Origin of the sequence: Pedococcus sp. (assembly GCF_036554925.1) — a bacterium.
GTDB lineage: Bacteria > Actinomycetota > Actinomycetes > Actinomycetales > Dermatophilaceae > Pedococcus_A.
Window position 1 is genome coordinate 12,991 of record NZ_DATBMI010000117.1, and the last position, 19,539, is coordinate 32,529.

The 19,539-nt window shown below is 73.7% G+C and carries 19 protein-coding genes; 7 read left to right on the forward strand and 12 right to left on the reverse strand.

The genetic code is table 11. The features are described 5' to 3' along the window. Window positions 1-47 precede the first annotated feature (47 nt). The gene (selD, locus tag VIB11_RS09690) at window positions 48-1,034 is read left to right on the forward strand and encodes a selenide, water dikinase SelD (protein ID WP_332030733.1); all 987 of its coding nucleotides are present in this window, start codon (window positions 48-50) and stop codon (window positions 1,032-1,034) included. Further along, a complete protein-coding gene (locus VIB11_RS09695; RefSeq protein WP_332030700.1) occupies window positions 1,031-1,429 on the forward strand; it encodes a rhodanese-like domain-containing protein in 399 nt (132 codons plus the stop codon). The genes selD and VIB11_RS09695 overlap by 4 nt, the downstream gene beginning before the upstream one ends. Before the next feature lie 88 nt (window positions 1,430-1,517). On the opposite strand, the gene nrfD is transcribed toward VIB11_RS09695, so the two are convergent. The 4 genes from nrfD to VIB11_RS09715 all read right to left on the reverse strand — a co-directional run bounded on the left by nrfD (window position 1,518) and on the right by VIB11_RS09715 (window position 7,685). Next, on the reverse strand, window positions 1,518-2,591 hold the full coding sequence (gene nrfD / locus VIB11_RS09700) for an NrfD/PsrC family molybdoenzyme membrane anchor subunit (RefSeq protein ID WP_332030701.1): 1,074 nt from the start codon (window positions 2,589-2,591) through the stop codon (window positions 1,518-1,520). Continuing rightward, window positions 2,588-3,568, reverse strand: coding sequence for a 4Fe-4S dicluster domain-containing protein (locus VIB11_RS09705; protein ID WP_332030703.1), 981 nt, complete (start codon window positions 3,566-3,568; stop codon window positions 2,588-2,590). Before VIB11_RS09705 ends, nrfD begins: the two co-directional genes overlap by 4 nt. Beyond that, complete coding sequence (gene fdh / locus VIB11_RS09710; RefSeq protein ID WP_332030705.1) at window positions 3,568-6,858, reverse strand: formate dehydrogenase; 3,291 nt, start codon at window positions 6,856-6,858, stop codon at window positions 3,568-3,570. Before fdh ends, VIB11_RS09705 begins: the two co-directional genes overlap by 1 nt. A 101-nt stretch (window positions 6,859-6,959) precedes the next feature. Continuing rightward, a complete protein-coding gene (locus VIB11_RS09715; RefSeq protein ID WP_332030707.1) occupies window positions 6,960-7,685 on the reverse strand; it encodes a ZIP family zinc transporter in 726 nt (241 codons plus the stop codon). A gap of 166 nt (window positions 7,686-7,851) precedes the next feature. Between VIB11_RS09715 and VIB11_RS09720 the strand changes: the two genes are divergently transcribed. Beyond that, window positions 7,852-9,108, forward strand: a complete 1,257-nt coding sequence (locus tag VIB11_RS09720; RefSeq protein WP_332030709.1) for a CHAP domain-containing protein — start codon at window positions 7,852-7,854, stop codon at window positions 9,106-9,108. Window positions 9,109-9,203: 95 nt separating this feature from the next. Here the strand turns inward: VIB11_RS09720 and VIB11_RS09725 are convergent, their stop codons facing one another. Beyond that, a complete protein-coding gene (locus VIB11_RS09725) occupies window positions 9,204-9,611 on the reverse strand; it encodes a LysM peptidoglycan-binding domain-containing protein (protein ID WP_332030711.1) in 408 nt (135 codons plus the stop codon). A gap of 270 nt (window positions 9,612-9,881) precedes the next feature. Between VIB11_RS09725 and lexA the strand changes: the two genes are divergently transcribed. Then, window positions 9,882-10,610, forward strand: coding sequence for a transcriptional repressor LexA (lexA, locus tag VIB11_RS09730; RefSeq protein WP_332030713.1), 729 nt, complete (start codon window positions 9,882-9,884; stop codon window positions 10,608-10,610). 25 nt (window positions 10,611-10,635) lie between these two features. Here lexA and VIB11_RS09735 read toward each other — a convergent pair whose 3' ends face one another. Then, window positions 10,636-11,049: a DUF4259 domain-containing protein gene (locus tag VIB11_RS09735; protein WP_332030715.1), complete on the reverse strand. Its 414-nt coding sequence runs from the start codon at window positions 11,047-11,049 to the stop codon at window positions 10,636-10,638. A 184-nt stretch (window positions 11,050-11,233) separates the two neighbouring features. Between VIB11_RS09735 and VIB11_RS09740 the strand changes: the two genes are divergently transcribed. Further along, complete coding sequence (locus tag VIB11_RS09740) at window positions 11,234-12,127, forward strand: SGNH/GDSL hydrolase family protein (protein ID WP_332030717.1); 894 nt, start codon at window positions 11,234-11,236, stop codon at window positions 12,125-12,127. A gap of 7 nt (window positions 12,128-12,134) precedes the next feature. Here the strand turns inward: VIB11_RS09740 and VIB11_RS09745 are convergent, their stop codons facing one another. Next, on the reverse strand, window positions 12,135-12,623 hold the full coding sequence (locus VIB11_RS09745) for an N-acetyltransferase family protein (RefSeq protein WP_332030719.1): 489 nt from the start codon (window positions 12,621-12,623) through the stop codon (window positions 12,135-12,137). A gap of 18 nt (window positions 12,624-12,641) precedes the next feature. Here VIB11_RS09745 and VIB11_RS09750 point away from each other — a divergent pair, with 18 nt between their 5' ends. Continuing rightward, complete coding sequence (locus VIB11_RS09750; RefSeq protein WP_332030720.1) at window positions 12,642-13,238, forward strand: class I SAM-dependent methyltransferase; 597 nt, start codon at window positions 12,642-12,644, stop codon at window positions 13,236-13,238. Here VIB11_RS09750 and VIB11_RS09755 read toward each other — a convergent pair. After that, window positions 13,216-14,052 carry a Sir2 family NAD-dependent protein deacetylase gene (locus VIB11_RS09755; protein WP_332030722.1) on the reverse strand — a complete coding sequence of 279 codons (837 nt, stop codon included), beginning with the start codon at window positions 14,050-14,052 and terminating at the stop codon, window positions 13,216-13,218. The genes VIB11_RS09750 and VIB11_RS09755 overlap by 23 nt on opposite strands. A 101-nt stretch (window positions 14,053-14,153) precedes the next feature. On the opposite strand from VIB11_RS09755, the gene VIB11_RS09760 reads away from it, so the two are divergent. After that, window positions 14,154-15,083 (forward strand): LysR family transcriptional regulator, encoded by a 930-nt coding sequence (locus tag VIB11_RS09760; RefSeq protein WP_332030724.1) that lies wholly within the window; start codon window positions 14,154-14,156, stop codon window positions 15,081-15,083. Between the two features lie 4 nt (window positions 15,084-15,087). Here VIB11_RS09760 and VIB11_RS09765 read toward each other — a convergent pair whose 3' ends face one another. The 4 genes from VIB11_RS09765 to VIB11_RS09780 form a co-directional block, all read right to left on the reverse strand. Next, window positions 15,088-17,496 (reverse strand): ComEC/Rec2 family competence protein, encoded by a 2,409-nt coding sequence (locus VIB11_RS09765; RefSeq protein ID WP_332030726.1) that lies wholly within the window; start codon window positions 17,494-17,496, stop codon window positions 15,088-15,090. Next, window positions 17,493-18,209: a ComEA family DNA-binding protein gene (locus VIB11_RS09770; RefSeq protein WP_332030728.1), complete on the reverse strand. Its 717-nt coding sequence runs from the start codon at window positions 18,207-18,209 to the stop codon at window positions 17,493-17,495. Before VIB11_RS09770 ends, VIB11_RS09765 begins: the two co-directional genes overlap by 4 nt. 508 nt (window positions 18,210-18,717) lie before the next feature. Then, window positions 18,718-19,389 (reverse strand): glycerol-3-phosphate 1-O-acyltransferase PlsY, encoded by a 672-nt coding sequence (gene plsY / locus VIB11_RS09775; RefSeq protein ID WP_332030730.1) that lies wholly within the window; start codon window positions 19,387-19,389, stop codon window positions 18,718-18,720. Continuing rightward, the coding region (locus VIB11_RS09780; RefSeq protein ID WP_332030735.1) for a DegV family protein at window positions 19,386-19,539 on the reverse strand (154 nt) is incomplete at its 5' end. The genes VIB11_RS09780 and plsY, both read right to left, overlap by 4 nt.

Below are 19,539 nucleotides of genomic sequence, written 5' to 3' on the forward strand. Positions count from 1 at the left end.
GTGTGCCGCATGACCGTGGCGCGCACGCGGCATACAGTCGGTGCGTGGTGACGACGACGGCCCCCCGCCTCACGCAGCTGGCCCGAGGCGGTGGCTGCGCGTGCAAGATCCCGCCCGGCGAGCTCGAGGACATGGTGCGCGGGCTCACGGGAGTTCCCTCACCCGACCTGGTGGTGGGGCTCGACGACGGCGACGACGCGGCCGCCGTGCGCGTCGAGGGTGGCCTGGCGGTGCTGGCCACCGCCGACTTCTTCACCCCGGTGGTCGACAGCGCCTACGACTGGGGGCGCATCGCCGCCGCGAACGCGCTGTCCGACATCTACGCGATGGGGGGCCGCCCGGTGGTCGCGGTCAACCTGCTGGGGTGGCCGCGCGACACGCTCCCGCGCGAGCTGGCGCAGGAGGTGCTGCGCGGCGGGCTGGACGTCGCCCGGCAGGCCGGGTGCCCGGTCGCGGGAGGCCACAGCGTCGACGACCCGGAGCCGAAGTACGGCATGGCGGTCACCGGCATCGGCGACCCGGACCGCCTGCTGCGCAACGACGCCGCGCGCCCGGGGCTGCCCCTCAGCCTGACGAAGCCGCTCGGCGTCGGCGTCCTCAACAACCGGCACAAGCAGACCGGCGAGGTCTTCGAGCACGCGGTCGAGTCGATGGCGCGGCTCAACGCGGACGCCTCCCGTGCGGCCCTGGACGCGGGCATCTCGGCGGCCACCGACGTCACCGGCTTCGGCCTGCTCGGTCACCTGTTCAAGCTGGCCCGTGCCTCCGGGGTGACCGCGGTCGTCGACGCGGCGGCCGTGCCCTACCTGGAGGGGGCCCGCGAGTCCCTCGCCGCCGGGTTCGTCCCGGGCGGGAGCCGGCGCAACCTGGACTGGGTGCGCCCCCACCTGTCCGCCGAGGTCGCGGAGGACGAGCTCGTCCTGCTCGCGGACGCGCAGACCAGCGGCGGCCTGCTCCTGGCCGGCGAGGTCCCGGGCGCGACCGTCATCGGCGAGCTCGTGGCGCGCCGGGGTGCGGTGCTCGAGGTCAGATGAGCGGGGTCGACGACCTCGTCGCCGCCGCCCGGGCAGGGCTGCGCAGGCTCACCCCGGCCGAGGCCGCCGAGGCCTGCGACCGCGGCGCCCTGCTCGTCGACACCCGCACGGCGGCACAACGGGCCCGCCAGGGCGAGCTGCCGGGAGCCGTCGTCATCGACCGCACGGTGCTGGAGTGGCGGCTCGATCCCACCGGCCGGTGGCGCATCCCGGAGCTGACCAGCGCCGAGCAGGTGGTCATCGTCGTGTGCAGCCAGGGGTACAGCTCCAGCCTCGCTGCGGCGTCCCTGCAGAAAGTCGGCCTGCCGAACGCGACGGACCTGGTCGGCGGCGCCCTGGCCTGGATCGAGGCGGGGCTGCCGGTCTCGGCGGGACCGGCCGACGTGCGGGAGTAGGTCTGCGCTCACCCACCACAACCGCTGTGCGACAACGGTTTCCACGACGGCCTACCCCTGTCGGCGCCGCGGGCAGGGCAGGGTGCTGTCACTTCGCGGTGGTGATGGAGTCGTCCGTGACCCCTGCTGCTCGGCGCTTCTCCAGCCGCTCCCGCTGTGGCTGCACGGTGTACCTCGGGTCGCGCGCGGACTCCATCCCCGCCTCGAAGATGCCGAAGCGGGTCAGGGCCGAGCCCGCCATCAGGGCCAGTCCGCTGACGGCCGCGGCCTTCCGGTGGCGGCCGAACAGCGCTGCCCCCAGCGCCCCGGCCGCCGTCAGCACCTCGCTGACCCGGAGCAGGCGACCGGCGCGCCCCTCGTGCAGCGGCTCGGCGAGGAGGGGGTCCATCCGGCGCTTGAGCAGCTCGCAGGCACCCAGCTCGAGAGCTGCTCCGCTGGCCGCCATGGCCCGCACCGGGGCGGTCTCGTCGGCGGGGCTCAGCACGAGGGCCAGCCCGGCGGCGGCCGCGTTCGCGGAGCCGACGAAGACGAACGGGAGCTCGCGGTACGACTCGTGCCAGGTGGGAGCGGCGGTGTCCGAGAGGAGGACCGCGGTGTAGGCCGCGAGGGGCGCGGAGAGCAGTGCGGAGCCCACCGCCGCGGGCGGGTCCGCGACGCGCAGCGCCCTCGCCAGGAGGGAGCCCTGGTCCGGCAGCGCGCGTCCGGCCTCGGTGACGACCGACAGGCCCGCGAAGGCTCCGAAACCGGCGAGGATCCACGAGCCGACCGACATCGGCGAGGTGAGCTTGACGGTGCGCATCATGTTCAGCGCTCGGTCCGGCCGCCCGAGGTCCTTGGCGAGCGCGCCCCCACCGAGGGCCACGGCAACGAGGGCGGCGAGGCGCCCCCCGCGCCGGAGCCCGGGCAGGTTCCGGGCCGCACCCCCAGCGCCGACCAGCCCGGAGCCGGCTGCCAGGCCGCCGAGGAAGAGGTAGGCGGGGATCTCGTGCCCCCACGGTGGGACCTTGACCACACCTCGGCCGTAGTAGCTCTCGAACTCGACGTCGGGCACCATGACCGTCTCGTCGCGGCGGCGCCGTCGCGCGGCGTTGCCGCCGCCCCGTCGTGGGCCCCCGCGGGCGCGCTCCGGGGGGCGGTCGGCGTCGAAGGGGTTGGTGGTCATCGGCGTCTCCCGAGGAACGAGGCTGCGGCCATCGCGAGCATCGCCAGCCCGGCGAGTCCCGCCTTGCGGAACATGTCGGGAAGGTCCGCAGTCGGCACGCGCGGGTCGGGTGGGAGGCCGTAGACCTCGGGCTCGTCGAGCAGGAGGAAGACCGAGCCCGTGCCGCCGACCCCGTCGCGGGGGTCGGCGCCGTAGAGACGTGCCTCGGTGAAACCGTTGGCGTGCAACGTCTCCACGCGCCGCCGCGCGGTGGCCCGCAGCTCGTCGAGGTCGCCGAAAGCGATGGAGGTCGTGGGGCAGGCCTGCGCGCACGCCGGGCTCTGGCCGTCGCCGAGCCGGTCGTAGCAGAGCGTGCACTTCTGGGCGACGCCGGCGTTCTTGACCGTGCTGTCGCCCGGGCGCCTGTCGATGACGCCGAACGGGCAGGCCGCCACGCAGTAGCCGCAGCCGTTGCAGACGTCGTCCTGCACGACGACGGTGCCGAACTCGGTGCGGAACAGCGCGCCGGTGGGGCACACGTCGAGGCAGCCTGCGTGCGTGCAGTGCTTGCAGACGTCGGACGACATCAGCCAGCGGACGTCGGGGACCGTCCCGTCGCCGGCAACCGGGCCGGCGTGGTCGCCGTTCACGCCGGGAGGCGGGGCCGGGGCGCTCGGCCGCATCGCCGGCATACCGAGGTCGACCAGTCGCCGGCCGGACTCGCGCGCCGCCTGGATGCGCTCGCTGGTCTGCTCGATGAAGGCCACGTGTCGCCAGGTGCTCGCGCCGAGGGCGCCGGTGTTGTCGTAGGAGGAGCCGAGCAGGCCGAGGCCGTCCTCGGGGATGGCGTTCCACTCCTTGCAGGCCACCTCGCACGCCTTGCAGCCGATGCAGATCGAGGTGTCGGTGAAGAAGCCCTTGCGCGGCTCGGGCTGCTCCCACGCGGCGTCCGCGGCCGGGTCGGTGGGGCCGGACAGCTGGTTGTTCCAGAACCCCATCAGGGATCCTCCTCGGGTGTCTCGAGCTGGTTGCCGGTCGCCGGGGTCGAGCCGGCCCGCGACTGGTACTCCTCAACGAGCCGCAACAGCGCCTCACCCCGGGGCCGGCGCCCGGGCCGGATGTCGCACGAGCCGGCCTTGGACTCCTGGATCTGGACGTTCGGGTCGAGGGCGACGCCGAGGAGGTCGTTGGCTGCGTCACCGGAGACGACGGCGTCGCGACCCACGCCCCAGTGGTAGGGCAGCCCGACCTGGTGGATCGTCCTGCCCCCGATCACGAGCGGTGTCATCCGCTCGGTGACGAGGACCCGGGCCTCGACGGCGGCGCGCGCCGAGACGATGGTCGCCCAGCCGCCGTTCTCCAGCCCCCGCTCGGCGGCGAGCTCGGGCGAGACCTCGCAGAAGAACTCCGGCTGCAGCTCGGCGAGGTAGGGCAGCCACCTGCTCATGCCGCCGGCGGTGTGGTGCTCGGTGAGGCGGTAGGTCGTGAACACGAAGGGGTACACCTCGGAGCCCGGCAGCCCTGCCGAGGGACTCCACAGGTTGTCCTTGCGGGGGAAGACCCGGCGGGCCGGGCTCGCCTGCTGCCGGTAGAGCGGGTTGTCGACCGGGGACTCCTGCGGCTCGTAGTGCGTGGGCAGCGGGCCGTCGAGCATGCCCGTCGGCGCGAACAGCCACCCCTTGCCGTCGGGCTGCATGATGAACGGGTCGTCGCCCGCGATCCCCTCCGGGCCGCCGACGCCCGGAGCGGGCCGGTAGGACGGCGGTGTCGTCGCGGGGAAGTCCGGGACGTCCTCGCCGGTCCACCTCTGCTGCCCCTCGTCCCACCAGACGTAGGCCTTGCGGTCGCTCCACGGCCGGCCCTCGGGGTCTGCGGAGGCGCGGTTGTAGAGGATGCGCCGGTTCGCCGGCCAGGCCCAGGCCCAGTCGGGTGCGGTGAGGCCCTGCTCTCGCCCCGGGCGACGGTTGGCGGAGCGGTTGACGCCGCCGGCGTAGACGCCGCAGTAGATCCAGCAGCCACCGCTGGTCGAGCCGTCGGCCCTCATCTCCGTGAAGAGGTCCAGCAGCTCGCCCTGCCTCCCCCCGGCGAGGTGGTAGCCGTTGATCTCGCGCAGCACCGCCTCGGCGTCGGGCTCGCCGTGCTCGTCCACCGGGTAGTCCCAGGTGAGGTCGAGCAGGGGCCGGTCGCGCTCGTCGGTGCTGCCGGCGAGGCGGGCGCGGACGCGGGTGCCGAGGTCGTGGAAGAACTGCAGCTCGCTGCGGCAGTCGCCCGGCGGCTCGACCGCCTTGTGGTGCCACTGCAGCAGCCGCTGGGTCTGGGTGAACGTGCCGGACTTCTCGACGTGCGAGGCCGGCGGCAGGAAGAACACCTCGGTCGCGATCTTCTCGGTCTCCAGCTCACCGGTCGCGATCTCCGGGCCGTCCTGCCAGAAGGTGGCCGACTCGACCATGTTGAGGTCACGGACCACCAGCCACTTCAGGTGCGCGAGACCGAGACGCTGCAGGCGGCCGTGGGCGGAGCCGACGGCGGGGTTCTGCCCGAGCAGGAAGTAGCCCTCGACCTTGTCGTCGAGCATGTCCATCACCGTCTGGTAGGTGCCGTGCGCCCCGGTGAGGCGGGGCAGGTAGTCGAAGGCCCAGTCGTTCCCGGCGGTCGCGGCATCGCCCCACCACGCCTTCATCAGGCTCACGGCATAGGCATCGGCGTCGGCCCAGAAGCCCTTCTGCGCCCTGCTGCCGATCTTGTCGACGTAGTCCGCCCAGGTGTCGTGCTCCCCCGCAACCGGCATCGCGAGGTAGCCCGGGAGGATGTTGTAGAGGGTCGGGATGTCCGTCGACCCCTGGATGCTGGCGTGGCCTCGCAAGGCCATGCTCCCTCCGCCCGGGCGGCCCATGTTGCCGAGCAGGAGCTGGATGATCGCGGACGTGCGGATGAACTGGGCGCCCAGGGTGTGCTGGGTCCAGCCCACGGAGTAGCACCAGGCGGTCGTGCGGTCCCGGCCGCTGTTCCGGGTGATCGCGTCGGCGATGTAGTGGAAGTCGTCGACGGAGATGCCGCAGGTGTCGGCCACCATCTCCGGGGTGTAGCGGGCGTAGTGCCGCTTGAGGATCTGGAAGACCGTGCGCGGGTGCTCGAGCGTCTCGTCGCGCAGCACCCTGGCGTGCTCGAGCGGCGCGCCCGCAGCGCCGGTGCGGTCGCCCGCGGCACGCTCGGCCTTCTCCGCGCCGTGCTCCCCGTCACCCGGCTCGCCGACCCTGCCGTCCCAGTCGCGCTCGGTGTCGTACGCCCACGTGGTCAGGTCGTACGCGCCGAGCTCGGCGTCGTAGCCGGAGAACAGCCCGTCGAGGTCCTCGGTGTCACGGAAGTCCTCGCTGATGAGCGTCGCGGCGTTGGTGTACGCGAGCACGTACTCCCTGAAGTACAGCTCGTTGCCGAGGATGTGGTTGACCAGCGCACCGAGGAGGACCACGTCGCTTCCGGCACGGATCGGGACGTGCCTGTCCGCGGTCGCCGACGTGCGAGTGAACCGCGGGTCGATGTGGATGACCTTCGCACCCTTGAGCTTCGCCTCCGTCACCCACTGGTACGCGACCGGGTGGCACTCGGCCATGTTGGAGCCCTGGATGACAATGCAGTCGGAGTTCGACAGGTCCTGCACGTGCTGGGTCGCGCCACCGCGCCCGAACGAGGCCCCCAGACTGGGGACGGTGGCTGAGTGTCAAATGCGGGCCTGGTTCTCGATCTGGATCGCGCCGGCCGCCGTGAAGAGCTTCTTGATCAGGTAGTTCTCCTCGTTGTCGAGGGTTGCTCCCCCGAGCGAGGCGATGGCCATCGTCCGACGCAGCGGCCGGCCCTTCTCGTCGTGGTCCTGCCAGCCGTTGCGGCGGCTGGCGACGAACCTGTCCGCGATCATGTCCACCGCGGTGTCGAGGTCGAGGCTCTCCCACTCCGTGCCGTGGGGGCGGCGGTAGAGCACCGTGGTCTGCCGCCCCGGGCTGTTGACCAGCTGCTCGCTGGCAGATCCCTTGGGGCACAGCCGCCCTCGCGACACCGGCGAGTCGGGGTCGCCCTCGATCTGGACCACTCGCTCGTCCTTGACGAAGACCCGCTGGCCGCAGCCGACCGCGCAGTACGGGCAGATGCTCTGGACGACGCGGTCGGCGGTCGAGGTGCGGGGCACCTGCGAGCGCGTCCGCGCAGAGGTCACGGCGGGACCACGCCCCAGGACGTCGCCGGTCTGCAGCTGTCGCACCACCGGCCATGACAGAAAGGTCTTTCGCGCACCCATCTCCGGCCTCCTGCCCGCACCCTAGCCCGCAGGTCGACGGTCCGCGATCCGTCGGTTCGCGTACTCGGCGCAGGGTCGAGCGGCGCAGGACCGAACGCCCCTCAGGCGGTGGACAGCAGGAACGCCGCGGCGAAGCCGAGGGCGGTCAACAGGCCGACGAGCGCCCCCGCATGCTCGACCGCCTCAGGCACCATCGTGTCGACGAGCATGGTGAGGATCGCGCCGGCGGCGAAGGCCTGGATCGTCCCGGTGAGGGCCGGGTCCGCGCCGCTGAGAACGCCGAAGCCGAGTGCCGCGGCCGCCGTGGAGGCCGCCGTCACCGCACTCCACAGACCGAGGACGTACCCCGTGCTGCGTCCGCTGGCGCGCATCCCGGCGGACGCGGAGAGCGCCTCCGGCACGTTGGAGAGGAACACCGCAGCCACCACCGCCACGCTCACGCCCGCGCCGTCGATGAGGCTCACGCCGATCGCTGCGCTCTCGGGTATGCCGTCGAGCAGGGCACCGAGGACCAGCGCCGTCGCGCCCGCTCCCGCCTGGGGGCCCCGTGGGCTCTTGCGGCGGTGCCCGCCGTGCCGGTCGATGAGCCAGTCGCCGGCGAAGAAGACGAGTGACCCGGCGAAGAGGCCGGCGATGGCCGCCGTGCTGCCCGCGACGTCGTACGCCTCGCGCATCAGCTCGAAGGTCAGCGCGCTGATGAGGACCCCCGAACCGAACGCCATGACCAGCCCGATGAGCCGCAGTGAGGCGGAGAGGTAGACGCCGGCCAGGGCTCCGATGAGCAGGGCCGCTCCGCCGACGAAACCCCAGAACGCTGCCTCCAACATCCGCCCACCTCCTCTCGCGCGGCCTCCAGAGCGGCCGGAGCGGAACTACAGAAGTGATATTCCTCCATTCTCCGGACACGTACCCGGAAATCAGTCACGCTGGTCCGCGGCCCTGGCCTCGCCCCCAGCACCACCGCGCGCGGCCGCCCCCTACCCCCGGGAAGTCATGCGCTCTCGTCTGCACCGTGCCTGGTCACGCCTTGCCCTCGCCGCCCTCGTCGGCGGCACCGCCCTCGCCACCGCCCCACAGCCGTCCCAGGCGGCGACGATCGTCTACGAGTGCAGGTCCTCGTCGACCAGCTGCATCTCCTTCTCGGGGTACGCGGGCCGCTCTGTCTGGGGCTACCCGGTGAACCGCTCGGGCAACAACTGCACCAACTACGTCGCCTATCGACTCGCCCGCAACGGCGTCGCGCAGCAGAGCGGCCTCGGCAACGGCGGGAGCTGGGCGGCCAACGCGAAGAGGCGCGGCTTCCGGGTCGACCGCACGCCCGCCACCGGCTCCATCGCGCAGTGGAACTACGGCAGCGTGTACGCCCCGAGCTACGGCCACGTCGGCTACGTGGAGGAGGTGACCTCCAGCTACATCACCATCTCGGACTCCTCGTGGAGTGGCGGCTCCTACCGCTGGCGGATCCCCCGGGGCGACCGCAACTGGCCCGACAGCTTCATCCACTTCAAGGACATGAGGTACCAGCCGCCCAAGCCCGGGGCCTTCGTCAAGGTCCGCGAGACCGGGGAGGTCTACCGGCTCGTGGGGCAGGCGCCCGTCTTCGTCTCGACCTGGGCTGCGTTCGGAGGTGCGAAGGCGACCCACCTCCTGAGCAGCACCGCTCTCGCCTCACTCCCCGCACTCCCGGCCAACGGCACGTTCATCCGCGGCGGCCAGCGGGGCGAGGTCTACCGGGTCGTCGGCGGTGCCCCGATCCACGTCTCGACCTGGAGCGCGTTCGGCAGGCCACAGCCGTACACGACCGTCGACCAGGTGGCCATCGACAGGGCGGGCGCCGGGGGCCGGTGGAACCACCTCCGGGCGACGCCGCCGGAGGGCACCCTCATCAGGGGCGCCCAGCGCCGCGAGATCTACCGGATCGCCGGCGGGTCACCTGTCTACGTCTCGACGATGGCCAACGTCGGCGGCGCCGCCCCCACCACGACCGTCGACCAGGTCGCCATCGACAGGGCCGGCTCAGCGGTCCGCTTCAACCACCTGTCGCACCAGCCACGCGACGGCTCGTACCTGCGCGGTGGCACGACCGGCCACATCTACAAGATGAGGGGCGGCGTCGCCTACCGGGTGACCTCGTGGGCCACAGTGGGTGGCGTGAAGCCGACGACCGTGGTCGACCAGGTCGCGGTGAACAACGCCGGGATCACGAATCCCGTGAAGTGGAGCCACATCAAGGGGACTCGCACCCTCTAGCACGCCGACGCCGGCGCCGGCTGGAGGCCCCGCGGTGTGCGCCGGCTGGAGGCCCGCGGTGTGCACTGGCGCCGGCTCACGGTCGGCGGTGGGCTCTAGCTCGCAGCGGGGATGAGCAGCGTCTGACCGGCGTGGACGTGGGTGCTGGGGAGGTTGTTCGCGAGCTGGATCTGGGCGACGGCCTCGGACATCGGCACCCCCGGCAGCTGCTCGACCGCGATCTGGGACAGCGTCTGCCCCGCCTGGACCGTGGTGGCGTGGTCCGCGGCGGGCGTGACCGCGGCGGCATCACCGCCGCCGAACACCGTCAGGGCCAGCGCGACCAGCGCCGCGGCGACGGTGAGGGTGATGGCCAGGCGACCGGCTCGGGTGATGCGCAGCGGGCCCGCCACCGGAGTCGGTACGGCGTCACCGGTCGGGACGAGGACGAGCCGCGGGCGGGACGGCCGGCCCGGCACGCGGGCCGGTGCGGGGGTCAGGTCCCAGGCGACTGCTGCACTCATGGTGTCCTCCGTCTCCGGGCCCCGCGGGTGCGGGGCCGAGGTCTCCGAACGGGTGTTCGATCGAACGTCTGTACGATTTCTAGCACCCTTCGCGGTCAGGTTCAAGACACGCATCGAACACGTGTTTGGCAAGTGTGTTCGAACCCCATAGGCTGTGCTCATGCCTCGAAGCACACCAGAGGCCACCGACAGTCCCACCGACAGTCCCAGCGAGAGCGCCCCGCCAGCCCACCGGCATACGGCGTCTGACCTGCAGAAATGGGGAGAGGCATGAGCGACGGCACCAACGTCAAGGAGCTTCCCGAGCGCGACCGCGGCGACGGCCTGACCGTCCGCCAGCGCCGCATCCTCGAGGTCATCCGCAACTCCGTCGACCGCCGTGGCTACCCGCCGAGCCTGCGTGAGATCGGCGAGGCCGTCGGGCTCACCTCCCCCAGCTCCGTCGCCCACCAGCTGTCGTCGCTGGAGCGCAAGGGCTTCCTGCGCCGCGACCCCAACCGTCCGAGGGCGATCGAGGTGGTCTCCCCCGACTCCCCCGCCGACATGCGCGGCTACCGCGGCGGCGCGGCGCCCGACGACGCCGACGCGCCGTTCGACGAGACCGGGATCAACGACCAGCGGCCCGAGGCCTCCTACGTCCCGGTCCTCGGCCAGATCGCCGCCGGCGTGCCCATCACGGCCGAGGAGTCCGTCGAGGACGTCTTCCCGCTCCCCAAGCAGATCGTGGGCGAGGGGCAGCTCTTCCTGCTCAAGGTCGTCGGCGACTCGATGGTCGACGCCGCCATCTGCGACGGCGACTGGGTCGTGGTGCGCCAGCAGCCGACCGCCGACAACGGCGACATCGTCGCGGCGATGCTCGACAACGAGGCCACCGTCAAGACCTTCAAGCGCAAGGACGGCAAGGTGTGGCTGCTGCCGCACAACCCGGCCTTCGACCCGATCGACGGCGACCACGCCACGGTCCTGGGCAAGGTCACGGCCGTCCTGCGGCGCGTCTGACGCTGCCCCGCCCGGGTGGCTCCCCTCAGTCGCCCAGCACGTCGAGGTAGCGGCTGACCACCTCGGTCACCTCGTCCGTGGCGTCGGCCTCGTCCCACAGCTCCCACCACTCGTTGTCGTCGTGGCGCAGCGCCCGGCGCAGCACCGTGGCGGCGAGCTCGTCGAGGTCGTCGTCGACCTCGAGCGGGTCCTCCTCGATCCACCGCGGCCGGAAGCGCTCCCGCCCCAGGCAGTCCGGGTCGACCGAGCCCGCGACCACGGCGGCAGCCGCCACGGCCTGCGCCATCAGGGGCGCCTCGATGTACGCCTCCGCCCGGACCACCTGGCGCAGTGCCCGCACCACCTTCTGCGGCCGCTCCTCCGGCTCTGCCTCCTCCAGGTCGTCGAGGAAGTCGAGTGCGTCGTCGTTCTCGAACGGGCCCACGCGCACTGCCGTCATGTGATCACCTCACCCCGTGTGTCCACCTCCTCGCGATGGTAGGTCCGGACCCGCGTTCGGGAAACCCGTTCTGCCCCCTTTGCCGACCGAGCGGGTGCCTACGTCGCCGGCCGGAGGTGGGCGCCGGCAGCCTCGCCTAGCGTGGTCGGAGGGACCCACGCCAACCGCTCACCCGGGGGGAACCATGGGCACGGTCCGTGCCGTCGCGACGCTGTCACTGGGCGTGCTGGCCCTGGCGGCCTGCGGTGGCGAGGCGGTTCCGGAGGCTCGCGTGGCGGTGGCCGCGCCCGTCGCGGCGACAGCGGGTGCGCCCGCTCCGGACGCGGACCCGGCGCACCCGAGGGGCCTGGTCGCGATCGGGCACTCGGGACTCACGGGCGTGTACTCGGATCCCCTGAACCCGAAGGCGAACGCCCTGCAGAACTCCTGGGCCACGGGGACCAGCCCGGAGGTGAACAGCATCTACCAGCGCATGGTCGCCTCGCTCCCGGACACGGCCGGGCACGTCGTCAACGCCGCGGTCAACGGTTCCCGGGCCACGGCCCTCGCCGGCCAGGCAGCCTCGGCGCTCTCGCGCGTGCCTGCTCCGGCACTGGTCCTCGTCCAGACCATCGTCAACGACATCGCCTGCGACGGCAGCGACCCTCGCCGCATCCCGGTCTTCGGCGCCGAGGTCAGGCAGGCGTTGGACACCATCACCTCCGCCTCCCCGACGACCCGGGTCGTGATCGTCACCGTCGTCGGCAGGCCCGCAGAGCAGGCCGCCGCCCTCGCCTCCGACAGCGATGCCTCCGGCAGGCTGGGCGGCCCGCAGCCCTGCTCGCTGTTCCTGGGGCCCGGGCGGGTGGACCCGGGCGGGGTCGCCCGGCAGACCCGGTTGGTCCAGGCCTACGAGGCCGAGGTGCGCCGCGTCTGCGCCGAGGTCCCGCAGTGCCGGACCGACGGCGGCGCGCTGGCGTCCTACGAGCACCGGCGACGAGACCTGGCCTGGGACCTGAGGCACTACGCCGTCAGCGGCCACCAGCGGTTCGCCGAGCTGGTGTGGCCGACCGTCGCAGCGGTCCTGGGCCTGCGGTGACCAGGGCTCAGGGCATCCGCTGCCACCAGGCCGTGTCGATGTAGCGGCCGAACTTGCGGCCGACTTCGCGCAGCACGCCGACCCGCTCGAAGCCCAGTGCCCGGTGGAGCGCCTCGCTGGCGTCGTTGGGGAGCGCTACCACCGCCACCTGGGTGTGCACGCCAGCGTCGTCGAGGCGGGTGAGCAGCTCGGAGTAGAGCGCCCGCCCGACTCCCGTGCCGCGCGCCCCGGCGGCGAGGTACACCGAGGTCTCGCGGGTGGCGGCATACGCGGGCCTCGCCCGGAAGGGGCCCGAATAGGCAAACCCCACAACGGAACCCGCGTCGACAGCGACCAGGAACACGTCGCCGGGATGCTCCGGGCGCAGGCGGTGGGCGAAGTGCTCGGGCCCCTTCGGCTCGGTGTCGAAGGTGCCCACGCCACCGAGGACCTCGACGTTGTAGATCTCGGCGACGGCCGCGAGATCGGGCTCCTGGGCGGCGCGGATCTGGATCACAGGGGCGATGCTAGGACCATGACGGATCGCCAGCGGTTGTGGGACGAGCGGTATGCCGCGCAGGATCGTGTCTGGAGCGCTGGGCCCAACCGCGAGGTGGAGCGCATCGTCGCCCCGTGGCCGCCGGGCCGGGCGCTGGACCTCGGCGCGGGCGAGGGCCGGCACGCGATCTGGCTCGCGCAGGCAGGGTGGACGGTGACGGCGGTGGACTTCTCGTCGGTCGGCGTCGCCCGCGGCGCGGAGGAGGCCCGGCGCCAGGGGCTGGAGGCGGCCATCGAGTGGGTGGTCGAGGACGTCACGCTCTGGGAGCCGCCCCCGGGGACGTTCTACGACCTGGTCCTGGTCGCCTACCTCCACCTCCCGGAGGAGGTGCTGTCCCGGGCGACCCGATGGCTGGCGCCCGAGGGGGCGATCGTCGTGGTGGGGCACGCGCTGCGCAACCTCACCGAGGGGGTGGGCGGCCCGCAGGACCCGGCGATCCTCACCACCGTCGAGCAGCTCCACGCGGCGGCCCGGGACCTCGATCTCGAGCGGTGCGAGGAGGTCGTCCGCCCCACCGACGCCGGCGACGCGATCGACCTGGTCCTGGTGGCTAGGCGGCCAGCCGGCGCGTGAGCTCGGTCAGCGTGGCGCCGAGCGGCGCGTCGATGCGGTGGGTGGCCTCGCCGTCGCCTCGCGTGGGCCCGTGCGTGATGATCCCCACCGGTATGCCGCGCGCGGCCGCCCGCCGCACGAACCGGTAGCCGGACATCACGGCGAGGGAGGACCCGAGGACGAGCACCACGCGCGCCCGCTCGGTGAGCCCGAAACAGTTCTCCACCAACGGTTTCGGGACGGACTCACCGAAGAAGACCACGTCGGGCTTGAGGGTGTCGCGACCGCACACGAGGCACAGCGGGACGACGAAGGCCTCGACGTCGAGGTCGTTCAGGGCGATGTCGCCGTCGGGGCGGATCTCGTCGCTGGTCACCTCGTAGCCCGGGTTGGCCTGGCGCATCCGCTCGTCGAGGTGCCAGCGACTCGTGACGTCGCCGCAGGTCAGGCACACCACCCGCTCGAGGGCTCCGTGCAGCTCGGTGACGTCGACCGCCCCCCCGGCCTGGTGCAGGCCGTCGACGTTCTGGGTGATGACCGGGCCGACCACCCCTGCCCGCTGCAGTGCCGCGACGGCACGGTGCCCTGCGTTGGGGCCCGCGCTGGAGAACCGCTGCCAGCCGACGTAGCTGCGGGCCCAGTAGCGCTGTCGGGCGGCCGAGGAACCGACGAACTCGGAGTACTGCATGGGCTGCACCCGGCGCCGGCCGTCCGGCCCGCGGTAGTCGGGGATGCCGGACTCGGTGCTCAGGCCGGCCCCCGAGAGGACCAGCACGCCGCCACCGGCCAGCAGCTCGACGAACGCGTCGAGGCCCGTCGCTGTGGTGGTGCGCATGGCGACCAGTATGCGTGACGCCTCCCGGCTCGCGCCCTGGCTCACCGTCGGTCGTGCGGCGACAACGGTCGGCATGGATAACGCAGGGTTATGCTGATCTCATGATCGACGCCGCCGGTCTTCGCGTCATGAAGGCCATCGCCGACGAGGGCAGCTTCACCGGCGCCGCCCTCGCGCTCGGCTACTCCCAGCCGGCCATCTCACAGATGGTGCGCCGCCTCGAGCAGCGCACCGGGACCGTCCTGGTCGAGCGGGTCGGGCGCAGCGTGAGGCTCACCGAGGCCGGGCAGGTGCTGGCGCGCCACGCAGTGGCCGTCCTCGCGGCCCTCGACGCCGCGGAGGAGGAGGTCGCCGCCATCGCCGGCCTGCGCGCCGGGCGGGTGCGCCTGATGGCCTTCCCGTCGTCGTCGGCGACCCTGGTGCCTCGGGCGCTGGCGCTGGTCAAGGAGCGGTACCCCGAGGTCAAGGTCAGCTTCACCGAGGCCGAGCCGCCGGAGTCCCTGGCGGCCCTGCGCGCCGGTGAGTGCGACCTCGCGGTGGCGTTCGCCTACGAGGGCACCGACCTCGGCCGGGGCGAGGAGGACCTCGACGCCTTCGTCACCCACCACCTCCTCGACGACGAGGTGCGCCTGGCGCTCCCGAGGCACCACCCGCTGGCCGACCGGGAGGTCGTCGACCTCTCCGCGCTGTCGTCGGAGAGCTGGATCGCAGGTTGCCCCCGGTGCCGCGGCCACCTCCTGCAGATGTGCGCCACCGAGGGCTTCAGCCCCGACGTCGCCTTCGAGACCGAGGACTACGTCGCCGTGCTCGGTCTGGTCGCCGAGGGCCTCGGCGTGGCACTGATCCCCGACCTCATCCTCCGCACCGCCCACCACAGCGACGTCGTGACCCGGACGATCAAGCCCGCCTCACGGCGCCACGTTCAGGTCGTCACGACCCCGGACCTCCAGCGGGTGCCGGCCGTGCAGGCCACGATCGAGGCCCTCGTCGAGGCCGCGAAGACCCCGCCGCGGGTGCTCGCGAGCACCTGAGCCGTCACCGGCGGCGCCACGCGACCTCCACCCGCGGCACCTGGCCGCCGTCGCCCGTGACGTCGCCCGTCCCGCCGCCCGCACCCTGCCCGGAGGCGAGCACGGCGATGTCCCCGCGCTGGTCGGTGCGGTAGGCGGCGTACCCTCCCCTGCGCAGCACGTCGAGGTGCCGGGGCGCCGGGTGGCCGTAGTCGTTGTCGGCTCCCACGCTGATCAGGGCCACCGGAGCCCGCACGGCCTCCATCAGGCCGTCGTCGAGGTTCGACGAGCCGTGGTGCGGCGTCTTGACGACGTCCAGGGTCGCCGCGGTGGCGGCGAGCCGGGGGTCACGTCGCAGTGCGAGCAGCATGGCGTGCGCGGCCTCGCGCTCGACGTCGCCCAGGAGCAGCGCGTCGACGCCTCCCGTGTGCACGGCGAGCACGACGCTGGCGTTGTTGGCCACCGAGCCCGCCGCGATCCGGCGGGCAGGCCACCACACCTCGGCGCGGACACCTGGCCACGTGAGGCGGTCGCCGGCATACAGCTCGCGCAGGGGGATCCCGCGAGCCTGCACGGCGCGGTGGACCTGCTCCGCCTGGTGGGGTGGGTCTCGCACCGGGGAGGCCAGCACCTCGCGCACCTCCCGGCCGTTGAGCGCACCGGGGAGGCCGTCGACGTGGTCGGCGTGGAAGTGGGTGAGCACGAGGGCGTCGAGCACCCCGACTCGCAGACGGCGCAGACAGCCGTCGACCGCCGACGGTTCTGGGCCGGCATCGACGAGCACGGCATGACCCGGCGACGTCGCGAGCACCAGCGCATCACCCTGGCCGACGTCGCAGGCCACGAGGCGCCAGCCGGGTGGCGGCCAGGTGACCGGTGACGTCGGCACCGCGCCTGCAGCCAGCAGCACCACCACGGCGCAGGCGAGCAGGGGCCGGGCGCGGGTGTGGTGCAGGGCCCACGGAGCCGACACCAGCACCAGCGCCGTGACCGCGGCGAGCAGGATCGCCCCCGGCGGCCCGTCCGGCCAGGGCAGGGTGCCTCCGGGGACCTGCGCGAACACCCGTGCGATGCGGGCGATGCCGAGAGCGGGCAGCGCACCGGCCCAGCAGAGGGCGGTGCCGGCGGGCTGCCACAGGGGTGACACCAGCGCGGCCGCGACGCCAGTCACCGTGGCTGGTGCGACCAGCGGAGCGGCGAGCAGGTTCGCGACGACGCCGACCGTGCTGACCGAGCCCTGCAACAGCACGACCACGGGCGCGCACATCGCCTGTGCCGCAACGGGAATGGCCAGGGCAGGCCCCCACGACCGGATCCGGCCGGGCAGCCGGGCGCCGATCGCGTGGCCCCAGTCTCGGACGAAGAGCAGCAGGCCCAGCGTCGCGAGGGTGGAGAGGGCGAAGCCGTAGGAGCGGCTCAGCCACGGGTCGACCACGAGCAGCGCGAGCACAGCTGCCGAGAGCACCGGGAGCCCCGCGGCGCGCCGCGACTGGCTCAGCCCGATCAGCCCGACGGCCCCCATCGCAGCCGCGCGGATGACGCTTGGCTCGGGCCGGGCCAGGACGACGAACCCGGCCAGCACGACGAGCGCGAACCACGGGCGGAGGCGGCGGCCGAGCCCCAGGGCCGCCGCCGCGCCCAGGGCCACGGCCAGGACGATGGCGACGTTGGAGCCGCTCACCGCCGACAGGTGCGTCATCCCCGTGGCGCGCATGGCCTCGGTGAGGTCTTCGGGCGTGCGGCTGGTGTCACCGATGACCAGCGCCGGCAGCAGCCCCCGGGCGTCGTCCGGCAGGGGCCTGGCCGCCGAGCGCAGCCCCGCCCGCAGGTGCTCCGCGCCGCGCGCCACCACGCCGGGCGCGGCCACCACCGTCGGCGCCGACAGGGGCCGCAGGGTCGCCACGACCGGCTCCCCGGGCTCGGCGCTGGCCAGCCGGCCACGCGCCTCCACCGTCTCCCGCCAGCGAAGCCCCGCCCAGGCGGCATCGCCGATGACGAGCACCGGCGTGGCGACCCGCGAGCGCCGTCCCTTGGCAGTGACCTCCCTGACGGACACCTGCAGCACCGCCGTGCGGCCGGCTCGCCCGCCGCGCAGCACCGGCTCGCTCGCCACCACGCCGCGGACCACCACCACCGACCGTTGCCGCGCCAGGTCTGCCACCGGCCCGGTCTCGCGGTGCACCGCCTGCGCTCCGGAGGCGAGGAGCGCCAGGCTGGCGGCGGCCGCAGACAGCGCCACCCAGGACGGCAGCCAGCGCCTCAGCCGGGCGGACCCGCGGGGCAGCCCGACGACGGCAAGACCGGCAGCGAGGGCGGCCGCCGCCCCGCCGAGCCGGAGCCCGGGCGACCAGCCCAGGGTGCTCGCGGTGACGGCCCAGGCCACGAGGGCGGGGAGGAGCAGGCGCACGTCGGGCACGCGGCTCCCGCGCCTCACACCGTGACCTTGCCCTGGAGCAGGGCGAACATCTTCTCGCCGATGCCGCTGACCTCGGCGAGCTCGTCGACCGAGGTGAAGCGGCCGTGCTCGGTGCGCCAGTCGAGAATGCGCTGCGCGAGCACCGGGCCGACGCCCGGGAGCTCCTCCAGCACGGCGAGGTTGGCGGTGTTGAGGTCGACCAGGCCTGTGGCCCCGCCGGACCCCCCACCGCCCGCTCCGGCTCCCACGCCACCGGGCGAGCCACCGCCGACCGCCCCTCCCGACGGCACCGCCTCCCCCGGCCGCGGGATGCGCAGCTGCTCCCCGTCGGCGAGCGGCCGCGCCAGGTTGACGGCGGCGAGGTCGGCCGAGCGCAGCGCACCCCCGACGCGGGCCAGCGCGTCGCTGACACGGGAGCCGGGTGGCAGGCTCACGACACCCGGTCGGCGCACCTGCCCGACCACGTGGACGACGACCACGCCGGCCGCCGTGGCCGCCCCGGCTGAGCGGGCAGCGCCGGTGCTGAAACCGGCGGGTGTGGTCGTGCGCGGCGCGACCGCGGACCCGCCAGATCGGGCCGGCGAGACACTGACGGGCTCGGGAGCGCTCGCGGCCGCGGCCAGTGCCACCCGGACACCGAACACCAGCGCGGCGGCGAGCACGACCAGGGCCAGTCCGAGGGCGGCCGCTGCTGGACCGCTCACCCGCGCGCCGCGCAGCGCCCTCGGCACGGCCAGCAGCGCAGGCCCGGGCGGTCTCGGGCGGCGGTGCCTCCCTGGGGCGGTGCCCGCCGAGGTCGGCGCCCGGGACGAGGACTGCGACGACGGCGGGGACTGCGGCGCGGACTGCGGCGGGGGTGAGGACTGCGACGACGGCGAGGACTGCGACGACCGCGAGGACTGCGACGACGGCGGGGACTCCGGCGGGGGCGAGGACGGGTGGGGGTCGCGGCCAGCCCCCCGGAGGCCCGCGCCGCTCTCGAGCCACTGCCGGTCGGGCAGCCACGGGAGAGGTGGGTCCTCCGCGGCACCGCACGGCCCGACGGCCTGGCCGTCCCCGCCGGCTGCGGCCGCGCCCGGCCCCACCGTGCGCACCTCTGCGGCGCCGGCCAGCAGCGCGGTCAGACGCGGTGAGGGCTCCTGCGGGCGGCGGCGCAACGGCATACCCGCGAAGGTAGGGGTGGCAGGTCCACCCCGGGTCGTCCCGACGTCGACCTGTGGACCATGGGGCGAGGGGCCGTCAGGGTGTGGACGGACCGCGCCGCGCGGACACCCACAGCTCGATGTTGCGGCGGTGACGGTAGATCACGATCAGCGCGAGGACGACGCACCAGGCGCCGGTGTCGCGGGTGCCCCCGGGGATCCAGCCGAGCCAGGTGCCCGCGCCGAGGAGCAGCAGCACCAGACAGGCCGACACCGACGCCCCTGCCACCCAGCGCAGGCGCCAGACCAGCAGCACGAACACCACCAGCATGACCAGGGCGAACCATGGCTGCACCGCCAGGATCGCCCCCAGCGAGGTGGCGACTCCCTTGCCGCCCTGCCCGCGCAGGAACGGCGACCAGATGTGGCCGAGCACGACCGCGAGGCCGACGACCAGGGCGGGCACCGTGCCGACCACCTGCTGGACCACCACGACCGGCAGGAAGCCCTTGAGGATGTCGAGCGCGCCGACCAGCACTCCCCAGCGCACGCCGAGCACGCGGCCCGCGTTGGTCGCACCCGGGTTCCCCGAGCCGGAGTGGCTCAGGTCCTTGCCGAGCACCTTCGCCACGATGGACGCCGGGTTGACCGAGCCGAGGAGAAAGGCCGCGACCACGAGCCCGGCCAGCAGGGCCAGCTGCCCGAGCGCCTCGCCGGCCCGCCAGTCCACGGTGCCGCCCACGATGTCGGCCGGGGCGTGGTGGGTCATACCGGCGGCCCCGGCCGCGGGGAGACCGCCACCGCGATCGTCCCCGGCCCGACATGGGCGCCGACGACGGCACCGAGCTCGCGCAGCTGCACCTCGTGGGCACGCTCGGCCTTCTCGCGCAGCCGGGCCGCGAGGTCCTCGGCGCGGGCG